Here is a 16,920-nt window from a genome sequence, read left to right as displayed (position 1 = left end):
ATCGTTTTCAGTCGAATTTCCTTTTATTTTCTTAGTTACTTGTTAGCTGCACTTGATAAAAACTGTGGTGCTATTGATGTTCATTGCTTGAACTTACAGCAGTTAGCAGATAATCGTCTGTTTTTTCATTTCGTTAATATTAAGGTCATTCATTTATAAGTCGTCGATTTATATGGAAAAAGAGCGGGGCGATTGGAGTGCGTATTGCTCAAACAGCCTTCATAGGTACTCAGTTGCGAAATACTGATATTTTGCAAAAATGTTAAATAAATAGATGACAGCGCTGTCATTTTGTGTTTTTATTTATCCTATTCAGTCAATTCTATAGGCGAATTAGCGGAAAAGGTGTATAACTTAGACTGTAAGCACCTTGCCTTTTGGCCCTAATTGATAGTAACTAAATTAGTTAAATAAAGTAAAAATTATTCTAATAAAACCAGGCAACACTATGAATCCATTACAAAAGTATTATCCAGTAAAAGATGTGGCAGCAAGCCGCAGTTATCTTGACGCCGACACCTATAAAGCCATGTATCAGCAATCTATTGAAGATCCCGACGGCTTTTGGGGCGAGCAGGCGAAACAACATATTGACTGGTTTACGCCGTTTGAGAAAGTCAGCTCAGTGGACTTTCATAGTGCCAATATTAAATGGTTTGAGGGCGGTAAATTAAACGTCAGTTACAATTGCATTGATCGTCATCTGGCAACCAAAGGTGAACAAACAGCGATCATATTTGAAGGTGACGAAGTCGATGATACTCGCCACATCAGCTACAACGAATTGCACCAACAGGTGTGTAAGTTTGCCAATGTATTAAAAGCTCGTGGCGTTAAAAAAGGCGACCGCGTTTGTATCTATATGCCAATGGTGCCTGAAGCCGGTTATGCCATGTTGGCTTGTGCTCGCATCGGCGCTGTGCACTCTGTTGTGTTTGGTGGTTTTAGTAGCGAGTCCATTAAGTCTCGTATCCTCGATGCCGATTGTCAGGTGGTGATCACCGCCGACCAAGGTGTTCGTGGTGGCAAAATTATTCCATTGAAAGCTAATGTTGATGCGGCTGTCGCCGATTGTGCCAATGTGCATTCTGTAATCGTTGTTAACCGTACCGGCGCAGATGTTGCCTGGAATGATGATATTGACGTTCGTTACGATGATATCGTGAAAACCGTATCTGCAGAGTGCGAACCTGAGGTAATGGACGCCGAAGACCCGTTATTTATTCTCTATACCTCTGGCTCGACAGGCAGTCCGAAAGGGGTGCTGCATACCTGTGGTGGCTATATCTTGTATACCGCGATGACGCACAAATACGTGTTTGATTATCGTGATGGTGATATTTACTGGTGTACCGCCGATGCCGGTTGGATCACTGGTCACAGTTATGTGTTTTACGGACCTTTGGCCAACGGCGCAACCACATTAGTCTTTGAAGGTGTACCTACTTACCCTGATGCATCACGCTGTTGGGATATGGTTGAGCGCCACAAAGTGAATGTGTTTTATACCGCGCCAACAGCAATCCGTGCCTTGATGGGCTTGGGTGATGATTTCGTTAATAAACACGACCTATCATCAATTCGGTTATTAGGTACCGTAGGTGAGCCAATTAACCCTGAAGCCTGGCACTGGTATTATGAAGTGGTTGGTAAAGAGAACTGTCCAATCGTTGATACCTGGTGGCAAACTGAAACCGGTGGTGTACTGATCACCTCTTTGCCTGGCTCTGCAGGCAGTAAACCGGGTGCCGCAGGCTTGCCATTCTTCGGTGTGAAACCGGCCATCATCAATAAAGAAGGTGAAATTCAACAAGGTGAAGCTCGCGGCGGTCTAGTCATGTCTGGCAGCTGGCCGGGACAGATGCGCACCGTATATGGCGATCATGATCGTTTCCATCAAACCTATTTTAGCCAGTTTGATGGCTACTATTTTACCGGTGATGGCGCGCAACGCGATGCCGATGGTTATTACTGGATTTTGGGACGTCTCGATGACGTACTCAATGTATCGGGTCATCGTTTGGGCACAGCCGAAATTGAAAGTGCCTTGGTATTGCATCCGGCCGTTTCTGAAGCGGCTGTTGTTGGTTACCCGCATGATATCAAAGGGCAGGGCGTTTATGCTTATGTCACCTTGATGCAGGGCGAGTCAGAAAGCGAACAGCTCATTACTGATTTGAAAGGGCTAGTGGCGCAAGAATTGGGCAGTTTTTCTAAACCTGACTTAATTCAATACGCACCAGGTTTACCAAAAACACGTTCTGGTAAAATTATGAGACGTATTCTGCGTAAAATTGCGGAGAATGAATTAACTAATTTGGGTGATACCACAACCCTGGCCGACCCAACTGTGGTGGAAAATCTAATCGAGCAACGATTGATTCGATAAAGTTCGAACATCTATCTCTAAAAAGCCAACGCTATGCGTTGGCTTTTTTATTGTGTAGTTATATTGCGTCGGTAGGTTGGCGCTGTCATTCTGTACCATTTTTTAAAGGCGCGATTAAAGTTACTCAAATCGTTGTATCCCAACTGCCAGGCAACATCTTCAATACTGACCCGCTTATCTTTAAGCAGCTCCACAGCCATCTTTTTCCGAGCAGAATCTCTTACCTCACTAAAAATGATTTGTTTTTGTTTTAGGTTGCGTTGCAGAGTGCGGGACGTCATCCCTAACAAAGCGGCAAACCATTCGATGTTAAACCAGGGCAAAATTGCATAGGTGTTGATCAGTTTAACGATGGATTGATGCCATTGAGGTGTGTTTTTAGCGTAATTGAGTAATTGATAATCGTCAGCAAGAGGCACATTGATGGCGCCAAAAACTTGGCTAAATTCAATATTAGACAGCTTAAAATGAGGCGGCAGTTTGTCTTCATTTTTATTTGATGACACCAGCTTGGCTTTGCTTGGTCTCCAGCTCTGACCAAGGAATAGCCGGCAAAAGTTGATTAGTGCCAATGTGCGAAACCATTCAGACTCTTCAAAACCTGGCAAATGCGGGCGGGCTGAGCCCCGATGACACAACCACCAGTGCTGTTCATCTTTCTCTACCCAGAAAGTGACATGGTTATTCAAGGTTGGCATCTCATCAATCAATACTGCAATACCTTCGGCTAAATTATCGCAGTGTTTGAGCGCATCATCTAACGCTACCGATAACTGACGCACGGTTACCAGGCGGCCCACCTGAATTGCTACATCGTAGCCAAAGTGTTTGTTAATTGCGGCGAGAAACTTAAGCAAATCCTGGCTTGGTAACCAACCTTCACTGGTCATGATATCCGTAGGTAGGTCGCATTCGTTAGCGGCGGTACGCCAATCCAATCGATGATTTTCGCAATAGTCGATAAAGGGGGCAATATTAATGGTGGCTGATACCAATAATTGCGTGGTGTCGGCGGTTGATTTCATTGTCTATTGGCTGCCTTTTGCAAGTCGTGTTAAGGCAAAGTATTTGCGTAAATTCAAATGTCGTCAAATGACCTAATGGTAAAATTCAGGCTCTTTATAATGCGCTCATCTTATTTAAAGGAGACCATTATGAACATTAAACGATTAACGTTATTAACCTCTATTGCCTTGGCATCAAGCTCAGTTTTTGTAGTTAAAGCTTTGGCAGACAATGAGTCAAACCCAATGCAACTGGCATTGCAAAATGAAGGCGCACAAGTGATTTTATCGGTAGAAGCGGCAAAACATTCGTATAGTCCTGAGTTTATTGACTCGGCACGCGCTAACTTCAGTAATTTCCACTGGCAAATGGGCGGCGACCATGCGCTGTATTACAACATGCACATGAATGAGTTTATGCCAACGGCCATCGCTTCACCGCATCAGGATTACAAACCGTTGCCAAAAAACATCACCCCTGAACTCGGTAATATTAAAGTTGAAACCGCGGCAAAAGGTGAGATGACACTGAATGACTATTTGGCCGACCCGCAATTTCGTACTCAGGGGTTCATGTTAATCCACAAAGGCGAAATTGTTTATGAAAGCTATCCGGGCATGAAGCCGACCGATCGTCATATTTGGACATCTGCGGCGAAGACCTCGGTAGGTTTGGTGGTTGCGCAACTGGTTGCAGAAGGCAAGGTCGATCCGCAAAAGCCAATGTCAGACTATGTACCAGAGCTGCAAGGTACGGTGTGGGATGAAGTCCGCGTATTGGACTTGCTGAATCATACAACCGGCCTTGATAACGAAGAGACCATTGAATCTATCTTGGAGCCTGACTCTCCTGTGGTTAGATTCTTTGCTTCAGGGTTTGGTTCACCAAGACATACAACGGGTGAAGTGGAAACCTGGATGGATGTTGCCAAAGATACGGAAAAATTGGCCGGTGAAAAAGCTGGAGAGCACTTTCGTTATGCCTCTTTAAATACCACCATATTGACGAAGATGGTTGAGAATTTAGAGAACAAGAGTTGGACAAAAGTGTTCGAAGATCGAGTATGGAGCAAAATGATGGCTCGCCAACCTGCGCTATTTAATCTTACGCCCGATGGCATGGCACTGCCTGTTGGTTTGATGTCGACCCCCCTGGAGGATATGGGGCGATACGGCACACTGTTCACGCCAAGTTGGCCTGCCGTAGCCACTGAGCAAGTGGTGTCAGCTGAGGTACTTGATACCTTGAAGAACAGTGGTGATCCAAAAACTCATGTCGGCTCGTCAAAACAGAAAAGTTCAGTAGGTATCTTTAACGAGATGACTTCGACACAGTCATACCAATTTGACTTGATTTTTGATGACGGTGCCATTGGTAAGAGCGGTAACCTGGGACAGTTCCTATACATTGATTCAGACCGTGACTTTGTCGGCGTTGTGTTCTCTACCAACCCTTACCATTCAGGCTTTGGTGAAAGTAAAGCACCAGCATACATGCGCGCAGCTGCCAAAAAGCTCGCCGCGGAGTAACCCATTATAGCCAGAGATTTGTCTCTGGCTCCTATTAAATCGCTTCAAGGATGAAGCCCTTCTTAAGCTTAAATTATTATGAAATACAATACTTTAATTGTGCCTTTGGCACTGGCTTTCGCTGCGCCAGTTCTTGCTGAACAAGGCAAAGAAATTGATCCGGCAGATGTCACCAATGTCTATACTCAAGGTGCGCTGATGCTAAACGGCAGCTCCGATATTCAACTGCAAGGCCAGTTTTCCGGTGGCCTTGATAATGGCAGACAGTTTGCCTTACTCGGCGAAATCACCTTAACCGATGAGAATAATGTCGCAGAACGTGATGATAATAAATTTGGCACAAGTTTTAGTCATGGTCGCTTGCAGTATTTTCACGTATTCTCTGGACAAAGTGACGATATCCCGAAAATAGGCTTGTCGGTCGATTACATCAAAACCAATACCGAGGTTAAAAACGACTTGTTATCGATTGGTGGTGTATTTGCCATAAACCCTGAGCATACCGGCGGCTTGCTGGTGTACCCACGTTTTGGCGTTACTACAGGAACCATGAAAGTCAAAGGCGTATCCGATGGCTACGATGACTTGATTGGTTACTCTTTGGGAGTAATCAGCGCCAAATACATTGGCCAAAATGGTGCTTATGTATCGGTTGTCCCAGAATGGCAGGATCTTAATGGTGATGATATCGATATGCACAGCTTATCGGTAAAAACATCATTAAATGTACCATTAAATGACAGCCGTACCTGGTGGCTCAATACCCGTTACGACGTAAGTAAAACAGAGGTAGATGTGTTTAACAGCAGTTTATCGAGCGAGTGGCAAACAGAAGCTTTGATAGGCGTACGCCATTATTTTTAAGTTGGCCCAAATTTGCAGCCCAGCTGATAACACGTATCATCGCTGGGCTTTTTTCGGGAATTAATCGTACTTTTCGAGCTATTTATCGCTTTTGTTATAAAAGATAACAATTTGTTGAAAATTAGTTCTTGCCAAGGTCGGGGATTTATTGTTACAAATAAACGCATAGGGCAGCAGATGCTCATTGTTAACACCGACAAGGCTCTGCATTATTTTTTCTTTTTGCGACAGAAGCATGACACTACTAACAACTTCTTTTCGATATTATCGCTATACCTATCTTTATTACTAGAAACATCTGGTAACCCTTGCCTTGCCCGGCAGATAAAAAACACACTCGCAACACCTAACAAACACACATTAAAAAGAAACTGGGATCATTTTATTATGACGACGCAAACGATTAAGCTAAGCGATATTCACGTTAACTCCGAAGAAGTACTGATTACACCTAATGCGCTAAAGGCGAAGTTACCGCTTACTGACGCGAACCGTGAATTCATTTTGCAAGCAAGACAAAACATCGCCAACATCATTCACAAGCAGGACCATCGCTTATTGGTTATCTCTGGTCCGTGTTCAGTGCACGACGTGGATGCGGCAAAAGAATACGGTCGCAAGTTAAAAGAATTACATGACAAGTATCAAGACAGTTTGTATATCGTTATGCGTGTATATTTTGAGAAGCCAAGAACCACTGTTGGATGGAAAGGCCTTATTAACGATCCAAATATGGATGGCAGCTTTGATGTCACCAATGGTCTTGAAACCGCTCGTGAATTGCTGATTTACTTAACCGAACTTGGCTTGCCTTTGGCAACCGAAGCGTTGGATCCAATTTCACCACAATATATGGCTGAGTTATTCAGTTGGTCGGCCATAGGGGCGCGAACCACAGAATCGCAAACGCATCGTGAAATGGCCAGTGGTTTGTCGATGCCAATCGGCTTTAAAAATGGTACCAATGGCTCGTTAGATGTGGCAATTAATGCTATGCAATCAGCGGCTTCATCACACCGTTTTATGGGCATAAACCGCGAAGGTCAGGTGGCCTTAATTAAAACCTCGGGTAATCCAGATGGTCACGTAATTTTGCGTGGCGGTAAGCAACCAAATTACGATTCTGTTAATGTCTCGTTATGCGAGCAGCAATTGCAAAAGGCCAATTTACCTCAAGCTTTAGTGGTCGATTGCTCGCACGCTAATTCAAGCAAAGATCATAATCGCCAACCTTTGGTGGCGGATAATGTGATTAATCAAATTTGTGAAGGTAATCTTTCTATCATAGGCTTGATGTTGGAAAGTCACTTGCATGAAGGCAATCAGAGTACTAACCTGCCTAAGCACCAATTAAAATATGGTGTATCGGTAACCGATGCATGTATTGACTGGCAAACAACTGCAACCTTGATGGACAATACATACCATAAACTGCGCTCGGTATTACCTGAGCGAATTAGTGGCGAATAGACTACGAGTAATCTGCAAATATGAAGGATTTTGAACAGCGACTAGGGCAATGTCGCGACCAAATAGACCAAATAGACAAGCAATTGCTTGAACTATTGGTCAAACGTCGTCAGGTGACCAAGCGTGTTGGCGAATTGAAAAGCCAAGTGGGTATGCCAATTTTTGCCCCAGAGCGTGAGCAGCAGCTGTTAGACAGTTTAAAACAAAGAGCCGACGCCAAAGCAATAAACCCGCAATTGGTTGAAGACGTGTTTCGTCGCATTATGCGTGATTCTTATAAATCGCAAGATGAACAAGGTTACCGCTGTGTAAATCCCGACATCAATAAGGTCGTCGTCATCGGTGGTGGCGGCCAATTAGGCTCGGTATTTGTTGATTTATTTACCCGCACTGGCTATCCCGTGCACATTATTGAAAAACACCAATGGCAGCAGGCGAAAGCGATAGTGATGGATGCCGACTTGGTTATCGTTGCGGTGCCAATCAACATCACCGACGAAATCATTAAACAATTATCTTATTTGCCTGAGCAATGTGTTTTAGCGGATATAACCAGTATCAAAGAGCAACCTTTAGCGGCCATGCTTGCTGTGCACAAAGGGCCTGTATTGGGCTTGCACCCGATGTTTGGTCCAGGTGTGACTGGTTTTATCAAGCAAACCATTATTATTTGTCATGGTCGTATGGCCGATAAATACCAATGGCTATTGCAGCAGTTTCAGGTTTGGGGTGCGAATAATTATCAGGTTGAGGCCGCAGAGCATGACAATGCCATGGCCATGGTTCAGGTAATGCGACATTTCTCTACGGCCTGTTACGGTTATCATTTAATGCATGAGCAGGCTGACTTGGAAAAGTTGTTGGCGATGAGTTCACCAATCTATCGTTTAGAGCTTGCAATGGTAGGGCGCTTGTTTGCTCAAGATCCCCAGCTTTACGCTGATATCATATTTTCCAATACAGATAATGTCGCCATGATGGAACGTTTTATTGACCGTTTTCGTGATATGCTTGTTGATGTTAAAGCTAATGATAAACAAGGCTTTATTGAAAAGTTTAATCAAGTGGCGAATTGGTTTGGAGACGATGCCCAAGCGTTTCTTGAAGAGTCATCGATAATGTTAGATAAAGCAAAAGAGCGTGAATAATGAGCGAGCAAGAAGATAATAAAATTGGTTTTTTAAGCAAATACAAAAAGCAGATTATGGCACTTGCCATCATCGCTTGGATTGTATTCGCCGCGGCCTTGTATATGGATGAATCTTTTGCTGGCGAGCATGAATCAACCGGGCCAATTTCAGCCAAGGTGTTGCTAGAACAACAGCCTGAGTTTGCTGAAAACTATCAAAACTATACACCGTTAGAAACAGAATTAACGGCTGTTGCCGAGATTGCTGATAATGTCAGTATTGATGTTTACTTTGGTTCATGGTGCCATGACAGCCAACGTGAAGTACCAAGGTTTTTAAAAGCATTTGTCGATTCATCGGCAAAGATTCGTTTAATCGCATTGGATACCAAAAAGTCTGATGCTAACGGTGAAGCTAAAGCGGCTAACATAAAGTTTACGCCGACTTTTGTGGTTATCAAAGATGGTCAGGAAATTGGCCGTGTTGTGGAAAAACCAAAGACTACCAATGGTGAAGATATTCTTGCTATTTTTGCCCAAGCAAAATAGCTAATCCAACTCATTCAGTGTGCTCAGAACTTCTGAGCGCACCTCTTCTATCGCTTTATTAACCTGTTCGTTACTGTCTGACTTGGTTTCTAAATGCTGCCAATGATCACCCCATAGATTGTGCAACTGTGCCGCGTCGCTTTCTACGGCGAGATTGACAGTTTTTGATAAGTCATTGATATACAGAACAAAGCGCCAGCCGCGAATGTTATCCAGTGGGGCTTTATCGTAATAGGTACTATCGACTAAGAGTTGCAGTTCGGCCAGTGATTTAAGTATTTCAAACGACGAGGTTCTGACATTACGGTTATGTTCGGTAACTTCATTACGCCAAGTATTATAAGACAAAGAGGTGATAGCAATAATCATGGAGATTATTGCTATCATGTGCTGTTTAATTTGTTGGCCAACACTTTGTGGTTGGTTATTAGAAGTCATAAAAGTTGCCAGAATAACGGCTTAACTGCCTTGCTTTTCCGGTTCTTCATCTTTGCTCTTACCGCGTAACTTATCGAAGAAGCCCTTGGTTTCTTTTTCAACTTTGTCTTTTAATTGCTGCTTTGCAGCCTTTTCGAACTGCTTTTTCGTTTCTTTGCTGATTTGACTAAACACTTCTTTGGCAACCACTGCGCCAATTTGACTCGCCGGCAAACCTTCGCTACCGCCAATATTACCGAGCTTAGACGCCGGAATTTCAACGTCCATGGTTTTACCGTTAACTTTGGTTAAATCGAGCGTTAAGGCGATACCTGCCAATTCCAAGTTAGAGATGGCAATGCGCTTTTCTTCGCCCTGCTTGGCAGGGCGATCAGTTTGTACATCTTCATTAGGCTGGCCATTTTTATCAAACTTACTGTTGATAATTTTCATCAAGTCACTGATGTTGTTACTGCCATCTTTTTCAAATTCAACAAACACTTGCGGGTCAATTAATTTAACCGACTCCAATACGATAGGTTGCTTGGTGATGGTTTTTAGGTCGATATCTAACGACACTTCGCCAAGATAAAAGGCATTTTTTTGTTGATACTTACTTGGGTTATTAAAGGCGATACCGTAAATGCCGCCAAAACCTTCGGTAAGTTTTAAATCGACCTTATCAACAGTAACGGTATTTTCGGTCAGTTTGCTGCCGACGATTTCAATTTGACTGCGAATAAAACCATTCCAGTCGACAGAGGCGAGAAACCACAACACACCACCAAAGATCAATAACAAGGTGGCAGCTACAATTGCAAGTTTATTCATAATTTTCCTAAGCTTAGTTAACACATTTAATATCTATGTTTTTATTATAGACATGCTTGCGTTTTATTTAACCTGAAAAATGTGTAATTCAACGTTTAGAAATCGTATAGGGATGTAAATTCGTATATAGTGCCGCTAATTTAACCTAGCTGTAACTTTGGATATCTGATTTTCATGGAAAATAATAAAATTTCGCGTTGGCCTATTATATTTCTAGCGCTCGTTTTGATTGCCTTACTAGCCTACATTAATTGGCCACAGGAGCAAAACAAGGCATCTCGTGGTGCGCGTATTATTAATGTCATCACCACACCGGTTGTGATGGCCGATTTCAGTGACGAATTTGAAGCATTGGGTACCGCCAAAGCCAACGAGGAAGTGGTATTAACCGCACAGTACACTGACATTATTAAGTCGGTGCATTTTAATGACGGTGATGAAGTTAAAAAAGGCCAGATATTGGTCGAACTGTCTAAAGATGAAGAAGAGGCAAAAATTGCTGAGTTGCAAGCCAACTTAGAAATTGCTGAAGCGCAATTATTGCGTTACCGCGAACTATTAAATAAGGGCGTTGGTTCGGTATCACAACGTGACGAGCAAAAAGCCAAGGTTAAAGCATTAGAAGCACAATTAAAAAGTGCGCGAGCGATACTATCAAATTTAACCATTAAAGCGCCTTTCGACGGGCAACTAGGTTTTCGTCAAGTCTCGGCGGGTGCCTTGGTCTCACAAGGCGAAGAAATCACTTCCCTTGACGATATAAGCACAATCAAAGTCGATTTTAATATTCCAGAGCGTTTTATCAATACCATTGAAATAGGTCAGTCAATCAGTGCCAGTAATATCGCTTTCTCTGACAAATTGTTCGTCGGTAAAGTGACCGGTATTTCACCGCGTGTTGATGCGGTAACTCGTACTGTACAAATTCGCGCTGAAATTCCAAATGCACAAAAACAGCTAAGACCGGGCATGTTGATGAGCATCATTTTACAGCGTGATGTTGAGCAGTTATTGCAAATACCTGAAAGTGGCATTATTCCTTTTGAAGATAAGCACTTTGTATTTGTCGCCCGTGACGGTGTGGCTAAAAGAATTGACGTGGTTATTGGTCGTCGTAAGCCGGGTTCCGTTGAAATTATCTCGGGTATTGCTGAAGGTGAGCAAATTGTTATTGAAGGTGCGTTGAAATTGCGCGATGGCGCGATGATCAAAACGCAGCTGGATACGGAGTAACGACGGGTGATTTTATCGGATTTATCAGTTAAACGTCCGGTTTTTGCAACCGTACTTAACCTATTGATCGTTACGTTTGGTATCGTTGCTTTCTTAACTTTACCATTACGTGAATACCCAGATACCGACAAACCAGTGGTAACGGTACAGACGTCATACCCTGGCGCTTCCGCAGCTATTGTCGAAACCAAGATAACGCAATTGTTGGAAGACAAAATCAGCGGTATCGAAGGGGTTAAATCAATCACCTCGACATCAACTGATGGTCGTTCGCGTATTACCATTGAATTTGAACTAGGTCGCGATATTGATGGTGCTGCCAATGATGTGCGTGACAAGATTTCAGCGGAAGTACGACGCTTACCTGATCAAGCCGATCCGCCAGAGGTGCTAAAAGCCAATGATGATGGCGATGTTATCGCCTGGTTTACCTTGCAAAGTGATGTGTTTAACACACTTGAATTAACCGATTACGCCAATCGTTATATTACCGATCGTTTCGCCACGGTAAATGGTGTCGCCGAAGTGATGGTCGGTGGTGGCCGAACCTATGCGATGAAAATATTACTTAACCGTAAGGCCATGGCGGCACGTAACATCACCGTAACTGACGTAGAAGATACCTTAAGAGCAGAAAACGTTGAATTACCTGCCGGTGAAATTGAATCGGTCGACCGAGATTTTAGCGTCCGTGTTGCACGTAGCTATAAGAACGAACAAGACTTTGCCAATATGGTTATTGCCCGTGGTGATAATAATTCATTGGTACGTCTTATTGATGTAGCTCAGGTTAAGGTCATGGCCGAAGACGATGAAACCATGTTTAAAGGCAATGGCCGAAACATGGTTGGTCTTGGTATTATCAAGCAATCTACCGCGAACACCATTTCTGTGGTTGATGCGGCGCGCAAGGAAATGGATATCATCAAAGACAATCTGCCTTCCGGTACCACTATCGTACCAAGCTATGATTCGTCTATTTTTATCAAAGAGTCTATCGACGAAGTATATAACACCTTAGGTATTGCCATGTTTATGGTGGTGCTAGTTATCTTTATCTTCCTCGGTAATATTCGGGCAACCTTGATCCCGGCGGTTACGGTTCCAGTTGCCTTGATTGGCTCAATGATGGTGCTCAGTGCCTTTGGCTTTTCCATTAACTTGTTAACCTTACTGGCGTTGGTGCTTGCCATAGGTTTGGTGGTTGATGATGCGATTGTTGTGCTGGAAAATATTTACCGTCGAATTGAAAACGGTGAAGCGCCATTGCTGGCGGCCTACAATGGTGGCCGTGAAGTGGCGTTTGCGGTTATTGCAACAACCTTGGTATTGGTGTCGGTATTTGTGCCATTGGTGTTTATGTCTGGCGATATCGGCCGCTTATTTACCGAGTTTGCCCTTGCCATTGCTGCAGCGGTTATCTTTTCCAGCCTCACTGCACTGTCATTAACACCAATGATGTGCTCGAAATTATTGAAACATCGCCAACGTAGCTCGTCATTTGGGCAACTGTTAGATAAAGGCTTTACCAAGCTTGAAGTGGGCTATGCCAATTTATTGCATTCGACCATTAAGCAGCCGGTTATGTTGACCTTTATTATGATCTTAGCATTTGCGTTATTGGTGACTATTTTCAATAAGTTACCGAATGAATACGCGCCAAAAGAAGATCGTGGCGGCGCCTTTTTGATTATGAGTGGTGCTGAAGGGGCAAGTTACGAAAGTAATGTCAGTAATATGCGTCAAATTGAGCAGAAGCTATTACGTCATTATCAAGAAGGCACATTAGAACGCGTTATTGTCCGTGTTCCCGGTTTTCGTGATACCGGTGGTATCGCCATTATTGGTCTGCCGGCTTGGGATCAACGTGACATCTCTACTCAAGAGTTTATCAGTGATTTCAACCGTGAGCTATCGACGGTAACCGATGTACGTGCCTTTGTGATGAGTCGTGGTGGTTTAGGTGGTCGTGGTGGCGGTGGTCGTCCAATCGGTTTTGTTCTGCAAGGTAATAGTTATGAAGAGTTGGCGCGCTGGCGCGACATCATTATGACTCGTGCCCAACAAAACCCAGGTATCATCGGCTTAGAAAGTGACTATAAAGAAACCTCGCCACAGCTATTGGTGAACATCGATCGCACGCGCGCATCCGATCTAGGTGTTTCTGTTGGCGATATCGGTAAAACCCTGGAAACCATGTTGGGTAATCGTCGAGTTACAACATACATTGATCGCGGTGAGGAATACGATGTCATATTAGAAGGTGACGAAAGTGATTATCGTAGCCCTAGCGCCATTGATAATATTTATGTGCGTTCAAAAGCAACAGAGCAGCTTATCCCAATGTCTAACTTGATCAGCTTTTCTGAAAATGCCCGCTCCAAACAACTGAACCGCCATAACCGACTGCGCAGTATTACCCTTGAAGGTAATTTAGCTGAAGGCTATACCTTAGGTGAAGCATTAGACTTTTTAAATAATGTGGTTAAGGAAGAGCTACCTGTTGAAGCCTCTGTTGATTACACTGGACAATCATTGAAGCTAAAAGAAGGCGCCAGTTCGATGACCTTCATTTTTGCTTTGGCATTGTTGATTACCTATTTGGTTCTAGCTGCACAGTTTGAAAGCTTTGTGCACCCATTTGTGATCATGCTGACCGTACCTCTTGCTTTGGTTGGTGGTCTATTAGGCTTATACCTCATGGGCATGAGTCTTAACATTTACAGTCAAATTGGTATTGTGATGTTGATTGGTTTGGCGGCGAAAAACGGTATCTTAATTGTTGAATTTGCCAATCAATTACGTGATAAAGGTATCGAGTTTAGCGACGCCATAGTACAAGCGTCGCAGCAACGATTACGACCTATTGTGATGACATCGTTTACCACGGTAATGAGTGCCATTCCTTTGGTTATTGCCATAGGCCCTGGTGCGGAAAGCCGCATGGTACTCGGTGTGGTTATTTTTGCTGGGGTTAGTATTGCCACTATCTTTACCTTGTTTGTTGTTCCGGGCGCGTACTACTGGTTATGTCGTAATACCAAATCACCAGAGTTTATCGCCAAACAAATCGATGAGCAAAGCTAACCGTTAATCTCTGTTGCATAACGAATGAGCCGCACTGTTAATAGGTGCGGCTTTTTTATCTGCGTGTTAGGCGTTTTTATTTGAGCTGTCATTATTTTTCCATATAATGACAACGGCATTGCAGCCTTTAAACTAGACTGAGATGGATGCCAAATGTTTATATTTTAGCCGTCAAAAGAAGCCAATATTATGTCTTTTCCTCCTTGCCCTGAATGCAAATCCGAATACGTTTACCAAGATCAAAATCAATTAATTTGTCCTGAATGTGGCCACGAATGGAACCCTGAACAGGCGGTCATTGATGACGATGCGGTCATCGTTAAAGATGCCAATGGAGCACAGCTTAATGAGGGTGACAAAGCAACGGTCGTCAAAGATTTAAAAATTAAAGGCAGTTCACACGTTATTAAGATTGGTACAAAAGTATTGATTAGACGTATTCAAGACAGCAAAGATCATCAACTCGACTGTAAGGTCGATGGTGCCGGCGAAATGATGGTGACCGCTAAGTTCGTTAAAAAGTCGTAAGTGAGCATCATCATACAAGTAATATGGGGCTGTCGCGGTTTGGTGCGCTAACTTACTAATTCGCTAATTTAAAATAAAAAGGGTCGTTAATGACTAAAGTCGTGGTTTTTGGCAATTCAGGCTCTGGCAAATCAACGCTGGCAAAACAGCTACGCGATAGCTGTGCTTGTGCACACTTAGACTTAGATACCATCGCTTGGCAAGCTGTGGTGCCGCCACAACGCAAACCGCTTAGTCAGTCTCGGCAATTGATTGACGAATTTTTAGCGCGTAATCAAGATTGGGTGATTGAAGGCTGTTACGCTGATTTATTACACATGGTGATGGCTGACGCTGACGAGGTGATTTTCTTAAACTTACCTATTCACGCCTGTATTGAAAACGCCAAACGTCGCCCATGGGAACCTCATAAATACCCATCAAAACAAGCGCAAGATGAAAATTTAGCGATGTTGATAGATTGGATTTCAGCCTATACACGTCGTGATGATACATTCTCACACCGTGCGCACCAGCAGCTGTATGACGACTTTAAAGGCAACAAATCAATTCGAGTCGAAAATCAGGCCTTAAAAAACAGTTAGCTCACCAGTCTTGGTTTAGCTTAACTGTTTATTATCTAACAAGGTTATACACTCTTGGCTAACGGCAAATCGAATTAACCAAGAGTCCTCTCGACTATTTTTTCAAGGCCTCTACGGGAACTTGCGTCGGTTTGATTTGTTCACTGGCATAACAACCCAGTACTTTGATGAAACGGGTCAGCTTGGTCAGCTTATTCAACACTTCTTGCATCGCTGCCGTTTGTAAATTGGCTTCAACGTCAATATAGAACATCTCTTCCCAAGGTCGCCCTTGAATCGGTCTCGATTCAAGTTTGGTCATGTTGACGCCGTATTCTTTTAGGACAATCAAACAGTCCACCAACGCCCCAGGATTTTGATCCGTTGCCATAATAAACGTGGTTTTCGCTGGAATTTGTTCTGCCACATCAACCGGCTTTCTTGCCACTAAAATAAAACGGCTATGGTTTTCTTGTTGATTGGCAATGGATTTTACCAATGGCAATAGATCGTATAACTTACCACCTTCCTCAGAACCAATAACCGCAATGTTTTGGTCTTTGGTTTGTGCCACCTTTTGCATTGCTTGCGCACTGGAGTCGCAATACTCAATGCGGATGCCATCTTGCTTATGCAAGAAGTTGCTGCATTGTACCGCAGGTTGCGCATGGGCGTAGATAACCTTGATATCCTCCAGCTTACTGTTAACCGAGGTCAGTAAACAGTGATCGATTGGCTGTGATAGCTCGCCGACGATGGAAAGGTTGGTGTGTTGCAGTAAATCATAAACCTCATTTATCGACCCTGAACTGGTATTTTCAATTGGCAATACACCGTAATCAACGTTTCCAGACTCCACTTGATTGAGGATTTCGGCAAAGCTGTCACAACCATACTCAGTGATTTCTTCAGCACGGCGAGAGAAATAACGATAGGATGCCAAATAGCTATACGAGCCTTTATCTCCTAGGAAAGCAACGCTAACTCTAGGTGTTTTAATATTTGGGTTTTTAAGTTGCTGCAAAAATGCTTGCTGGTTTAATACCGAGTCTTCAATAATGGTTTGGAAAACACTGGTCACATAGTGCGCATCAAGGCCTTTTTCTTTACCTATTTGAATGAGGCGAACTAATAGTTCTTGTTCGCGTTGTTGGTCACGCACTGGGCGTACCTGATGAGCCTTACTTTTCGCCACATTTAAGGTTAAAGCTCGACGCTCGGCAAATAGCTCAAGCAGTTGCTGATCAAGATCGGTGATCTGTTCTCTAATTACGTTTAAATCCAAACTGTCGGTCATGACAACACCTTAAATTGTCCAAAGGCAAA

Annotated in this window: 14 protein-coding genes; 10 read left to right on the top strand and 4 right to left on the bottom strand. The window is 43.4% G+C overall.

The window, feature by feature from the left end; translation table 11 throughout:
* Positions 1–448: 448 nt before the first annotated feature.
* Positions 449–2,389, top strand: a complete 1,941-nt coding sequence (gene acs / locus HII16_RS13245; protein WP_169130806.1) for an acetate--CoA ligase — start codon at positions 449–451, stop codon at positions 2,387–2,389.
* Between the two features lie 47 nt (positions 2,390–2,436).
* Here the strand turns inward: acs and HII16_RS13240 are convergent, their stop codons facing one another.
* The gene (locus HII16_RS13240) at positions 2,437–3,414 is read right to left on the bottom strand and encodes an AraC family transcriptional regulator (RefSeq protein WP_169130805.1); all 978 of its coding nucleotides are present in this window, start codon (positions 3,412–3,414) and stop codon (positions 2,437–2,439) included.
* Positions 3,415–3,543: 129 nt separating this feature from the next.
* Here HII16_RS13240 and HII16_RS13235 point away from each other — a divergent pair, with 129 nt between their 5' ends.
* The 5 genes from HII16_RS13235 to HII16_RS13215 all read left to right on the top strand — a co-directional run bounded on the left by HII16_RS13235 (position 3,544) and on the right by HII16_RS13215 (position 8,935).
* Positions 3,544–4,923 (top strand): serine hydrolase domain-containing protein, encoded by a 1,380-nt coding sequence (locus HII16_RS13235; protein ID WP_169130804.1) that lies wholly within the window; start codon positions 3,544–3,546, stop codon positions 4,921–4,923.
* Between the two features lie 78 nt (positions 4,924–5,001).
* Positions 5,002–5,787 carry a hypothetical protein gene (locus HII16_RS13230; protein WP_169130803.1) on the top strand — a complete coding sequence of 262 codons (786 nt, stop codon included), beginning with the start codon at positions 5,002–5,004 and terminating at the stop codon, positions 5,785–5,787.
* A gap of 387 nt (positions 5,788–6,174) precedes the next feature.
* Positions 6,175–7,257: a 3-deoxy-7-phosphoheptulonate synthase gene (locus HII16_RS13225; protein ID WP_169130802.1), complete on the top strand. Its 1,083-nt coding sequence runs from the start codon at positions 6,175–6,177 to the stop codon at positions 7,255–7,257.
* Between the two features lie 20 nt (positions 7,258–7,277).
* A complete protein-coding gene (tyrA, locus tag HII16_RS13220; RefSeq protein ID WP_169130801.1) occupies positions 7,278–8,405 on the top strand; it encodes a bifunctional chorismate mutase/prephenate dehydrogenase in 1,128 nt (375 codons plus the stop codon).
* On the top strand, positions 8,405–8,935 hold the full coding sequence (locus HII16_RS13215) for a thioredoxin family protein (RefSeq protein WP_169130799.1): 531 nt from the start codon (positions 8,405–8,407) through the stop codon (positions 8,933–8,935). The genes tyrA and HII16_RS13215 overlap by 1 nt, the downstream gene beginning before the upstream one ends.
* Here the strand turns inward: HII16_RS13215 and HII16_RS13210 are convergent, their stop codons facing one another.
* The gene (locus HII16_RS13210; protein WP_169130797.1) at positions 8,936–9,373 is read right to left on the bottom strand and encodes a hypothetical protein; all 438 of its coding nucleotides are present in this window, start codon (positions 9,371–9,373) and stop codon (positions 8,936–8,938) included.
* Between the two features lie 21 nt (positions 9,374–9,394).
* Positions 9,395–10,183: a hypothetical protein gene (locus HII16_RS13205; protein WP_169130795.1), complete on the bottom strand. Its 789-nt coding sequence runs from the start codon at positions 10,181–10,183 to the stop codon at positions 9,395–9,397.
* 174 nt (positions 10,184–10,357) lie between these two features.
* Between HII16_RS13205 and HII16_RS13200 the strand changes: the two genes are divergently transcribed.
* The 4 genes from HII16_RS13200 to HII16_RS13185 all read left to right on the top strand — a co-directional run bounded on the left by HII16_RS13200 (position 10,358) and on the right by HII16_RS13185 (position 15,615).
* Complete coding sequence (locus tag HII16_RS13200) at positions 10,358–11,416, top strand: efflux RND transporter periplasmic adaptor subunit (protein ID WP_169130793.1); 1,059 nt, start codon at positions 10,358–10,360, stop codon at positions 11,414–11,416.
* Positions 11,417–11,422: 6 nt separating this feature from the next.
* A complete protein-coding gene (locus HII16_RS13195) occupies positions 11,423–14,503 on the top strand; it encodes an efflux RND transporter permease subunit (RefSeq protein ID WP_169130791.1) in 3,081 nt (1,026 codons plus the stop codon).
* Positions 14,504–14,692: 189 nt separating this feature from the next.
* The gene (locus HII16_RS13190; protein ID WP_169130789.1) at positions 14,693–15,031 is read left to right on the top strand and encodes a zinc ribbon domain-containing protein YjdM; all 339 of its coding nucleotides are present in this window, start codon (positions 14,693–14,695) and stop codon (positions 15,029–15,031) included.
* Positions 15,032–15,120: 89 nt separating this feature from the next.
* Positions 15,121–15,615, top strand: coding sequence for an AAA family ATPase (locus tag HII16_RS13185; RefSeq protein ID WP_169130787.1), 495 nt, complete (start codon positions 15,121–15,123; stop codon positions 15,613–15,615).
* Between the two features lie 94 nt (positions 15,616–15,709).
* Here the strand turns inward: HII16_RS13185 and pheA are convergent, their stop codons facing one another.
* Positions 15,710–16,891, bottom strand: coding sequence for a prephenate dehydratase (pheA, locus tag HII16_RS13180; RefSeq protein ID WP_135439515.1), 1,182 nt, complete (start codon positions 16,889–16,891; stop codon positions 15,710–15,712).
* Between the last annotated feature and the right edge of the window lie 29 nt (positions 16,892–16,920).

The organism is Thalassotalea sp. Y01, assembly GCF_012932945.1.
In the GTDB taxonomy this organism is placed as follows: domain Bacteria; phylum Pseudomonadota; class Gammaproteobacteria; order Enterobacterales; family Alteromonadaceae; genus Thalassotalea_A.
This window is presented reverse-complemented; position numbering and strand designations above follow the sequence as displayed.